Annotated in this window: 8 protein-coding genes and 1 pseudogene; 2 read left to right on the top strand and 7 right to left on the bottom strand. The window is 68.7% G+C overall.

Translation table 11 applies throughout. The features are described from left to right. Nucleotides 1-354: 354 nt before the first annotated feature. Nucleotides 355-933 carry a hypothetical protein gene (locus tag ACFYO2_RS49035; protein ID WP_388363885.1) on the bottom strand — a complete coding sequence of 193 codons (579 nt, stop codon included), beginning with the start codon at nt 931-933 and terminating at the stop codon, nt 355-357. A 577-nt stretch (nt 934-1,510) separates the two neighbouring features. On the opposite strand from ACFYO2_RS49035, the gene ACFYO2_RS49030 reads away from it, so the two are divergent. After that, nucleotides 1,511-1,744, top strand: coding sequence for a hypothetical protein (locus ACFYO2_RS49030; RefSeq protein ID WP_388363882.1), 234 nt, complete (start codon nt 1,511-1,513; stop codon nt 1,742-1,744). A 286-nt stretch (nt 1,745-2,030) separates the two neighbouring features. Here ACFYO2_RS49030 and ACFYO2_RS49025 read toward each other — a convergent pair whose 3' ends face one another. Further along, the gene (locus ACFYO2_RS49025; protein ID WP_388363879.1) at nt 2,031-2,990 is read right to left on the bottom strand and encodes a DUF1152 domain-containing protein; all 960 of its coding nucleotides are present in this window, start codon (nt 2,988-2,990) and stop codon (nt 2,031-2,033) included. 342 nt (nt 2,991-3,332) lie between these two features. On the opposite strand from ACFYO2_RS49025, the pseudogene ACFYO2_RS49020 reads away from it, so the two are divergent. Further along, nucleotides 3,333-4,994, top strand: a pseudogene (locus ACFYO2_RS49020) (trypsin-like serine protease). A 320-nt stretch (nt 4,995-5,314) separates the two neighbouring features. On the opposite strand, the gene ACFYO2_RS49015 reads toward ACFYO2_RS49020, so the two are convergent. The 5 genes from ACFYO2_RS49015 to ACFYO2_RS48995 form a co-directional block, all read right to left on the bottom strand. Beyond that, nucleotides 5,315-7,591 carry a peptidoglycan recognition protein gene (locus ACFYO2_RS49015; protein WP_388363876.1) on the bottom strand — a complete coding sequence of 759 codons (2,277 nt, stop codon included), beginning with the start codon at nt 7,589-7,591 and terminating at the stop codon, nt 5,315-5,317. 197 nt (nt 7,592-7,788) lie between these two features. Beyond that, nucleotides 7,789-8,001 (bottom strand): hypothetical protein, encoded by a 213-nt coding sequence (locus ACFYO2_RS49010; RefSeq protein WP_388363874.1) that lies wholly within the window; start codon nt 7,999-8,001, stop codon nt 7,789-7,791. A gap of 819 nt (nt 8,002-8,820) precedes the next feature. Continuing rightward, nucleotides 8,821-9,456: a hypothetical protein gene (locus ACFYO2_RS49005; RefSeq protein WP_388363871.1), complete on the bottom strand. Its 636-nt coding sequence runs from the start codon at nt 9,454-9,456 to the stop codon at nt 8,821-8,823. Further along, nucleotides 9,453-9,803, bottom strand: coding sequence for a hypothetical protein (locus ACFYO2_RS49000; RefSeq protein ID WP_388363869.1), 351 nt, complete (start codon nt 9,801-9,803; stop codon nt 9,453-9,455). Before ACFYO2_RS49000 ends, ACFYO2_RS49005 begins: the two co-directional genes overlap by 4 nt. Further along, nucleotides 9,804-9,980, bottom strand: a complete 177-nt coding sequence (locus ACFYO2_RS48995; RefSeq protein ID WP_388363866.1) for a hypothetical protein — start codon at nt 9,978-9,980, stop codon at nt 9,804-9,806. Between the last annotated feature and the right edge of the window lie 501 nt (nt 9,981-10,481).

Below are 10,481 nucleotides of genomic sequence, written 5' to 3'. Positions count from 1 at the left end.
GTGCTGCGAACACCGGTCTTGCTCGGTGACCTATCGATCAATCACCCGGGAAGGTACGTCCTCCCGAGCCGATCCACAGGTCATGAGCATTGCTCCGGAGATGGCGCGTTGGACTCCAGAGACGCGAGCACGAAAGACTGCGACACAGGGCCTCCTGGTGCTGCTCGGTTGGGATCGCAACCCCGAGCTACCAGGAGGCCCTGCCGTTATGCCCCGACCGCCGAAAGGTCACCCGAACAGGAACCGTGTTCGACTGATCAAGCCCTGTCGAGCGGTAAGCGGATGGCTTCTCAGTCTCTCAATCCCTCGAACACCGCCTGAAGCCCTGGGGATCGCAAACAGGCACGAGTGCCTCTAGCCCAGCTTGCCGAGGCCGCCGCTCAGGTCGTCGAACCCCCCAAAGTTCAATTCGCCTCGCCCAATGTCGAAGACGGGACCCGTGGGACCCGTGTCACGACCGAGGTCGCCGCCGAAGTCATCGACTGGTTCGAACGAAGTGATGTTCAAGGACATCACCCGCCCGCGAGCGAGATCCACTTCATTGACCGACTCCGGAAGTTCGGCAACGTCGCGTGTGCCCCAGTTGCGGACCTGCGGTGAGGTCACCCGCCACCCTGCGTCGCCGCGGCGTTCAACGATCCCTCGCCAGTCGGTTGACATCACACGGTACGGCCCGGACTGACGGCTTTTCTCCTGAGCGACGTGAGGTGTGACACTCCCCGCTGGACTCTCTGCGCCCTCCCCGAAATGCTCGACTGATTCGTACACCTCTACACCCACGCCAAGCGTCATGAGCGCCACCCTGGCGGCTGCACCTACGGGCGTCATGCCCGCGAGAAGCTCCGCGGCGATGATGATTGGAGACAAAGTTGCGGCGCCGGTGTCTTCGAAATGCGGCGTGCTCGTGCCGGAGAATCCACCTCCATCGCTCACGCCCGTGTACCCGCCGTAGCCGATAGGGGCGCTTCGCGGACTGGACGGCAAAGGTGGCGCGACCGAGGATCCGCCAGCGAGAGGGTCAGAAGCGGGCACACTGGCCGGCGCCGATCCTGAGGTCATGCCCCCGTGCTCACTCATGCCCAACCCCGCGTCCTACCATGGCCAAACCTGGCCGATGAATATTCAATCGCCATTTCAGCTCCCTTGGTTTGGAGGTAGTCAAACCCTTCAAGGGTCCGCTGGCCACACTGGCCGCGCAAGAGGTGGTCCGGGGACCCGTGCCCTATTTCCGCATGAGGATAGTTCGAGGCCGTTGGCGAAGCTGTGCAGGTGGCGCGCGACACGCTGCAGAGCAGTACACGGCGTCCGTGCGCGATCCCGGCCGCAGCCTCTCACCGCAGACCGGGCACCAGCGTCCGGCGCCCTCGGCCGCCTCACCACGCTGCGCCCACCAGCAACTTAAGTGTTGCGGTCCGGGTCCTCGTGTCGTTGGCGAGCGGAGTTGTGCCTCGCTCGCCGGGCGATGCGCAGTCACTCGGGTGGCGTACATGGCGGGTGGAAGGGATGGGAGGTGACATGGACGCTGCCGGAGCCGATGCTGACCACCCCCGTGTCCGTGCCCGATCTGCGGCCTGGCTGTGCTGCGGAGCCGAAGTGGGACGGATTTCGGGCTCTCGTCTCCGTCGACGCAGGGCGGGTGGTGCTGCGCTCCAGGCGCGGCACCGAGATGGCGGCCTCATTTCCGGAGGTCGTGGCCGGGGCCGTGCAGCTGCCGGACGCGACCGCGCTGGACGGTGTTATGTGACCTGTCGAGCTGTCTCAACCATCTGGTGTCTCACCGTGGTGCGGCTTCACTTCGTCAATCGGCGATGCCGCGGAGTGCCAGTTGAGGGCTCGGTCTCCGCCTTGGTACCGGCGGACTCGCATGTTGGTAAGCCGTGTATGCGCAGGGAGTCCGCACTGTCGGTCGCACGAGATGGATGACTCACAGCCGGCCGAGAACTGGTGGTGCCCCTGAATTCCCGCTGACCGTGACATCGTTCCTGGCGGACGCAGCGATGGCACCGGGCAGCGCACCGTCCGCCTGGTCATCAGTGCGGGAAGCAGCGGGGTGGGCGAGTCACTATGGATTCGCGGAACTCGGCAATCCGCGAATGGACTTGGCGCATCAGGTGGGTGTCCTCGATCCGGTCCAGGTAGAGGCAGCGGGCTGCCAGGCCCGGGAGGTCGAAGGCGAAGTACAGGGACATCAGCGGGTTCACGAACAACTCGCTGCCCCGGGTGCGGTCAGTGAACCGGACATCGCCGAACGAGCCGCACACGGCTGCCGCAATTGAACCGTTCACGATGCCGGGATACTCCGGGGTGTGATGCTGAGCGTGCGTCACCGCGTCAAGGTAGAGAGCGCCCTCACGGGTGGCACGCGGTATCGAGAACGCACCGAGGTACGCGCCGTCGCGCTCCAGCGCGGCGATATTCTCCAATACCTGCACATGGTTTACGCCGTGGTACGCGTCCACACCGAAGCCGACTGAGACGACGAGGCGGGTCGGTATACCGTCTAGCGCAGCCAGCGCCGCCACGCTGGCCAGGTCCTCTTCCGGAGTGCCGAGCCCGGCTTCGTCACCGCGCATCAAAATGTCCGTACCGCCGTCGACCAGCACCACAGCGTCGACGCGGTGCAGCTCGATCAGTGCTTGGTAGGCGGCGCGCAGCGGACGCACCCCGGTCTGGGGGAAGGCGTACACGGTGAACGGGTAGCCGTGCTGGCGCAGCCACTGAGCAAGGGTCCGCTCCGGGAAGTAGCTCTGGTGCAAAGCGGAGTCGGGAGTGACGGCGGCCAGGTCGGGGGCGACCCAGTCATCGATCGGAAGACCCTCGAGCGCGCTGAAGGAGAGGTTCGCGAGATACACCTGCTTGCCCTGATGCAAGAGGGAAAGAGCCAACGGCAGGCCGGAGTAGATATCGAAGCCGCCACCCGCGCCCGTGACGAGGATCCGTTCGGCATCGGCAAGCCGAGTGAAGAGTGGGTTGGAGTGGAGAGACGTCATGCCGATCATTGTCCCGGGACTTGGGACCGGGCACCGGGCGCTCCCGAGTTCTCGACGCGACGACGGAGCCGCGGAGCAACAGGAATGAAGGCCTCCAGGCTCGACCGTCAGAGTCGACCTGATGCGGTGACGGGCCCCGACCGGCACCCGCTCATGAGACACCTGAAACAGCTCACATAAACGGTGAGCTGGTCGTATGGGACGCCGCGGGCCGGCTCGCGTTCGAGCGGTTGCAGAACCGGCTTGCCCGGCGCGGTGCCGGTGCGGCCCGGGCGCGGCGGAGTGGCCGGCCCACTTCGTCGCGTTCGATCTGCTGCGGCTGTCCGGGACGGACACGACCGAGTGGCCGTACCGGCAACGCAGGACCGCGCTGGAGTCCGTGTTCGCCACCCGCAAGCTGTCGGCGCCGTGGGCGCTGTGAACACGAAGGCGGACTCGGGCACGTCGTCCACGTCCTCGACCTCGTCCGGCTCCTCGTCCACCTCCACGGTCAGCCCGATGATCATCGGCGGCACCACCACGAACATCACCTCGGCGCCGTGGATGGCCCAGCTCTGGTACTACGACGACAAGGGCACCAGCGACACCGGCGACGACGTCGGCTTCTTCTGCGGCGGCGCAGTCGTGGCGCCGACGATCCTCACCGCCGCGCACTGCGTCAAGGGTTTCAACTGGTACGCCAACGGCGCGATCCTCACCGGCACCGACCAGCTGCCCACCACCGACAGCTCGGGCAACACCGACCTGCACGGCGGCACCGTCTCCGGCGTCTGGCGGCAGTGGAACCACCCGTCGTACAACTCGATGACCGTCGACAACGACGTCGCCGTCCTGACCCTGGCCGATCACCGCCACGCCGATCCGGATGACGACATCTTCCGACACGGCGTCGTACGCGGCCAAGACCAGCGCCAAGGTCTACGGCTGGGGCCGTACCAGCTCCACCAGCAACGACATCTCGCAGACGCTGAAGACGGCGACGCTGCCCATCCAGTCCGACAGCACGTGCTCCGGCTACTACGGCAGCGACTTCATCGCGGGTCACATGGTCTGCGCAGGCGACCCGGCGACCGGCAGCGACTCCGGCACTGTCTCGGCGGGCAACGGCGACTCCGGTGGCCCGCTGATCGTGAACAACCGGATCGTCGGCATCGTGTCGTGGGGCGTCGAGAACTGCGTCGCCAAGGGCGCGTACAGCGTGTTCACCAAGGTCAAGTCGTATGTCGGCGCCGCCTACCCGCGCGTCGACGACAGCAACCTGAGCGGCGACCACAGGGCCGACCTGTTCGTGCGCAACCACTCCACGTACACCGGCTACGAGAAGGATTCCAAGGGCACCTCGTTCGCGTCCCGCGAGTCTTGGGGCAGCTTCAAGGGCTACAACGTCATCTTGCAGACGGACCTGAACCGGGACGGCTACGAGGACTTCATCCTGCGCCGCGGCAGCGACGGGGCGGTCTTCTGGCTGCACTACATCCCGTCCACCCAGAGCTGGAGCAAGAAGGAGATCTTCAGCAACTGGTCCACCCGCAAGTTCACCGTCGCCCCAGGTGACGTCACCGGCGACTACCTGCCCGACCTGCTCTCGGTCGACTCCGGCGGCTACTTGTGGATCTACCCGGGCAAGGGCAACGGCTCCTTCGCCACCCGGATCAAGGTCGGCTCGGGCTGGGGCCAGTACAACCTGCTGCGCGGCCACGGGGACTTCAACGGCGACGGCAAGGCCGACCTGATCGCCCGCAACAAGTCCACCGGTTACGTCTACCTCTACCGCAAGGCTCCGGAGCGTTCTCCAGCCTCGTCCACGTCCGCACCTGGGGCAGCGGCTACAACGCCTTCGACGCCGTCGGTGACATCACCGGCGACGGCAAGGCCGACTTCCTGGCCCGCACCTCCGGCGGCACGCTCTACCTGTACCCGGGCACCGGCAAGGCGTCCAGCGGGATCTTCGCCACGAGGATCTCGGTCGGTACCGGCTACCAGCAGTACGACATCTGGGGCTGAACCCGGCAGGGAGCGGGTTTTGACCCGGTGACTTGGCGCAATCACGCACGGTGCCCACCGCCCTACGCGGTGGGCACCGTGCGTTGTGCCACCCCAGGCGCGTCGTTGACGCCGTCACCGCGTTGACCGTGTCCGACGATTTGCACCCGCTGACCAGGGACACCTGCCGAGCCGACCCACGCGTGGCGCCGATGGGCGTTCAGGGTCCGGCGCGCCGAGCACCCCGGCCTCCCCTGCTCGTCCGCTCTGCCGAAAGCCTCGGGGGCCGGTCGCGTGTGCGATCCGACCCCCGAGGCGGCGTAAGTGGCTCTGTTGCCGGGTTACTTGATGTACACGAGGCCGTCGGTGGTGACCGTCGGGCGACCGGAGGTGCCCACGACCACGATCTTGACGGTGTGCTTGGCGCTGCTGGACCAGGACTTGGTCCAGATCGCCTGACGGTACTGCGTCGTGGAGGACTTCAGGTCCACGGTGGTGACCTTTGTGCCGTCCACGTAGATGTACGCCTGGCCGGAGCTGGAGGCGCGGGAGACCACCCAGGCGGCGGAGCGGCCCGTGAAGGTCCAGGTCAGGCTGGCGCCCTTGGAGCCGCTGGAGTAGGACTTGCCGCCCAGGTAACTGGTGGAGGACTTCGTCGTCCAGCTGCCGGACTTGGTCGCCGCGTACTCCTGCAGGATCACCGGAGTGTAGGAGGGCGAGGAGGTGCGGTAGTTGCCGGCGTAGTCGTAGGCCCGCATGGACCAGGTGGTGGCGGTGCCCGACTTGGCGGTGCGGTTGGAGCTGGTGGTGGTCGGGCCGAACGTCGCGGTGGTCGGGGACAGCAGCTTCACGTAGCGCAGGGCCGCGTTGTCGGTGGCCTTCCAGGCCAGGCGGACCGGGACGGCGGAGGTGTTGACCGTGCCGGTGCGCAGGGTGAGCTTCGGGGTGGTGGTGAAGGTCGGCGCGGTGGTCTCGGCCACGACAGTGGCGGCGGTCGTGGTCGCGGTCTTGCCGGACTGGTGCACGGCGCGTACGGCGACCTTGTGGGTGCCCAGCGCCAGGGTGGCCGAGGCGGAGGTGGCCGTACCGGAAGTGGTGGCGACGACGTTGCCGTCGACCAGCAGCTGGAACTTGGAGATGAGGGAGGACGGGGTGGTGGCCGACCAGTGCACGGTGATGCCGGCCTTGGTGTAGTACGTCGAGCTGTACAGGCCCGCCCCGGAGATCGAGGTGACCTTCAAGCCGGCGACGGGGCCGGCGGCCCAGGTGCGGATGGTGGGCAGCTGGGCGTAGAGCGAGCCGCCCGGGCACTGGGTGTTGTAGCCGTCGCGGTGAGCGGAGATCCGGTTGAAGGTGTACTTCGTGCCGGCGGTGAAGCTGGTGCCGAAGTAGTTCGTCTGGGTGGCACCGGCGGTCAGTTGGACCGTGCTCCCGGGATCGGCCTTGTATTGGCCGAGCTTCCACGCCGCCAGGCGGGCGATGGAGGTGAGCGTGGCCTTCGGGGCGGAGGTGGAGGTGTAGTCGCCGAGCACCGAGATGCCGGCCGACTCACGGTTCCAGCCGTAGGTGTGCGCGCCCATCACCGGCCGGTCCATGCCGCCCGCGCGGCCCTCGAAGATGGTGCCGCACTTGTCGACCAGGAAGTTGTAGCCGATGTCGTTCCAGCCGTTGGTCTTGACGTGGTAGATGTAAATGCCACGCACAATGGAGGCGGAGTCGGCGCAGCTGTAGTCGTTGGTGCCGTCCGTGTGGTGGACGAAGACCGCCTTGACGTCCTCGTTGTACGTCGGCGGATCCTCCGGCGTGATGCCCGCGGTGTCCGCGCCCCAGTCGGCGCGCGAGACGATGGGCGGCTCGGGCACGGTCGAGGGCGGCCCGCTGGTGACGGAGGCGCTCGGCGAGGGCGAGGCCGTCGCGGACGCGCTGGTGGAGGTCTCGCTCGGCGTCGGGCTCGGCGACGCGGAGTCCGTTGCCGAGCTTGCCGTGTCGGTCGGCGTCGCGGTGTCGGTCGGTGTGGCGGTGTCGGTCGGTGTGGCGCTGTCCGTCGCCGTGGTCGGCGTGTCGGTCGGTGTGCTGCTGTCCGTAGGAGCGGCGCTGGCGGTGTCGAGGGCGTACGCGGCCGGGGCCGGGTTCGTGGCGGCCTTGCCGGGGTCCACGAGGTCGAGCCGCAGGCCGTTCGGCAGCGCGGCCGAGCTCTTGCCGTCGGCCATGACCCGCAACTGCACGCCATTGGAGGGACCGACCCAGTACGGCTCGGTTGCGCCGCGCTCACCCTTGGCCGGCACGTCGCCGAGGGCATCGTTGTTGCCCAGTGTGAACCAGTGCGACCACGCACCTGACCCGGCATCACGGATGCGCGCCTCTACCTTCCCCGGAGCCTTGGCCAACGGGCTGGCCCAGCTCACTCCGAGCAGGCTGAACGGCTTGGTGGAACGCTGCCCCAGCGCAACGTTTCCGTCCTCTCCCGGCTTGAGGGCGATGTCGTGCACGGCGGCCTTGACCGGCTTGGACTGCGCGTCCCCTCCGGCGCCGCCGCCGGCCAGCCCCTGGAAGGCCAGGGCGCCTGTCACGCCGACCGCCACCGCGGCGGCCGTCCCCCATATGCGTCTCGGTTTCAACGTCTCTCCTCACGCCCGTGACGTGCCGGGCGGTGCGTGGGCCCGTTCCGGGAACGGGCCGGATATCTGATCAGGTAACGGTGGTGATGCCGAACAGCCGAGCGTCGGCGGCGCGTTGCCTCTATGCGCTGGTGGGACCGGCCCTGAGCGAAGGGGGTCGACACCGTCCGAGGCGAGTCGGACGGACTGGCGTGCGGTCAGGCGGCCATGAGGCCCGTGCCGGTCCTGCGGTGAGGGACGGCGAAGACGGCGTCGACGTCAATGGCCTTGGCGAGGCCGTTGACGGCCAGAAGCGCGGCGGGCGCACCCGCGTCTCCGGCCTCTGCACAGCCGGCGGGCGCGGCCAGTTGTGCGGCAGGAGCGGCAACGGCGGTCACCACGACCGATGCGAGGGCACGGCGGAGCCTCATGGAAACCAAGACCTCACTCAGGGCCTGACGGGGCAAAAGAAGCGGTCCGCTGCTACGCATGGGGGGTGAGAGGCGAAGCGGCCCAGCGATGCTATGCGGCACTTGTGGGTGCTGGAAAGGCGCGGCGTACAGCCCTCGACACGCACCTGACTCACCGGTGCCGGACAAATTCCACAAGTACGGATGGTTGCGCCGATGACGCGAGATTTTCGTGTGACAAGGCTCACGAGGTCGACCGGATTGGATTGTCACTTCCCGCGTGAACTGGGCGGGCGCGCAAGAGGTGTTCATTCCTCACTCGTCATCTGCCGGTTGCCAGAACCCTCCTGCTACTCGACGTGTCGGCCCTGATGCCGCGAGTTCAGCGCCCCAACTCCACGCGAAGCAACCGTCGCCGTATGTCTGGACGGCGGCCTGATCGCAAACGGCACAGCCACCAGGGCCGGGAACCTGCTCGCCAGGCCGGCCTGGCGACTCGTGACCGTGCCACACAACCGTTCCGCCCCGGACGACGAGACATCGGTTCGGCATCAGCGATGCAAGCGGAGGCACGGCGCACGCGGGAGGAAGGCGAGTCGGCCCTGTTGGAGCGCAGCATGGGTGCCCTTCTCGCCGGGCCGCCTGAGACAAGCACGTGCTGTGCCGGTCCAACGACCAGAGCCGGACGTTGTGAAGGCTGCTACTCCGCCTCGCGGTCGGGTGTGCCGCGGCACTGTCTACAACCGCCGTGGCCGCAGCACTTGCGAGAAACGGCTGCCGACTCGTCAGCCAGGTACCCCCGCGGCACGGGTGCCGCTGAACTTCGGCACGGCGGGGCGGTCAGCCTGGTGCCCTTACACGCCGGGCCGTGAACCCGGCGGTCAGTGACAGCACGGCAACCGCCGGCGTGACGAGGGTCCACCAGGTGAGTGCGGCGAACGGCACGGTACCCGCGAGCAGCATCGCCGCGGGGAGCCGACGCGGACCGCGGGTCACCCACGGTGCGGCGGCCACCAGCGCCCCGCTTGCCGCGGACAGCGCCAGAAGGGGCGCGGAGGCGTCGGCGGCGACCAGGACCATACACGCCCCCAGGGTCGCGGTGAGCACGGCCGCCCACCGGTCACGCACCGCCTGGCCGACCGCGCGGGGCTCGGCGGCGACCGTGCCGGCCCCGGCGACAACGAGCAGGGCACCCGGGATCCACCACAAGCGTCCGACGGTGGTGAAGCCGAGCAGGCCCGGCAGCAGCAGACCGGCGCCGACGGCCGCTCTCCGTCCGGCGCCCGGTGCGGAGCCGCGCAGCCGGAGCAGGCCGGCGGACAAGGCCACGGTGAACGACCCGAGCGCGGTGGGGTCCTGTTTGTCGCCCGCCCAAGCGCCGAGGCGGTCGCCCCACACGACGGCGGTCAGCCCGGCGGCGACGCCGAGAGCGCCGCCGGTGGTACCGGCGAGGGCGGCGGCCCGGTCGCGGTTCACGTCGACACCTCCGTCGCGGAACGGCGGGGTGAACGTCGCCCTTGTCGTACCGGGTGGCCCAGCCGGAACGCGGCCAGCACCTGGCCGTCACCGTCGCCGACCCGGTCGGCCAGTGCCGTCAGCGGCGGACCGAGCGGAGACTCGCGGCCCCGGCTGCGGTCCCGGTCGACGCGCTCGGTGATCCGGTTCATGTGGTGCAGCGCCAGACCGCGCGCGGTGACCGCGAGGTGGATGCGCTGCAGCAGCCGGCCGCCGGTGAGCTCGTGCCGCGGGTCGTATCGGTCCGGCACCAGGATCAGGCCGTACGCAGCCGCGGTGGCGGTGTTCACCGGACGGGTCTGCTTCACTCAGAACTCATCGCCCTTGGTGCGCGAGGCGGCGGGCAGCAGCTTGGCGGCCGCGGTGACCACGCCGGACAGGCCCTGTCCGTCGAGGGTGAGCCCATCCTGGTGCGCCTCGATCGCGTCCGCGCTGCCGCGGAACCAGGCGAAGTTCTGGCGCGACTGCTCTTCGTCGTCGGTCACCGCACGAGCGGCCCGGATCATGAGGGCACCGAGGGTCCCGGTCCGCGTGTGCCGTGACCCAGACGACCCACGCCCGCGGGTCGTCGGCGAGCGCCGCCAGTTCGGTGAGTACGGCGCCGTCGACGGGCCGGTCGCGGTAGGGGCCGCGGTTGGTGTGGCGGTGCCCGATCGCGTCGTACAGCTGCGAGTGCTGCCGCGTCGTCCGAGTCAGGTCGGCCCGCGCGACAAGGAGTGGACGGCCGGACTCCGGGAGCAGGGTGATACGGGGCGCGAGGCCCCGGGCCCGGGCGGCGAGCGCCAGGTTCTCCAGCGCACACCCCAGTCCGACGTGGGTCTCGCAGGCTGCGGCTGCGCCGTGTGGGCGCGAGTGACCGGAAGCAATGCCGGAGGCAGGCAGCGGGGTCCGGGGACCCCGGTTGCGTGCCCGCTGGGGCGGTGTGTCAGACCATGGCGAGCCGGTCCACCAGCAGCTCCACCCTGCGCTCGGCGTACTCCGGTGGC

Origin of the sequence: Streptomyces sp. NPDC006602, from assembly GCF_042870385.1 — a bacterium.
Taxonomy (GTDB): Bacteria; Actinomycetota; Actinomycetes; order Streptomycetales; family Streptomycetaceae; genus Streptomyces.
This window is presented reverse-complemented; position numbering and strand designations above follow the sequence as displayed.

Bases quoted from the DNA above. Each gene is read 5' to 3' on its own strand.
- ACFYO2_RS49025 (WP_388363879.1), bottom strand. From the start codon at position 2,990: ATGACGTCTCTCCACTCCAACCCACTCTTCACTCGGCTTGCCGATGCC.
- ACFYO2_RS49010 (WP_388363874.1), bottom strand. From the start codon at position 8,001: ATGAGGCTCCGCCGTGCCCTCGCATCGGTCGTGGTGACCGCCGTTGCC.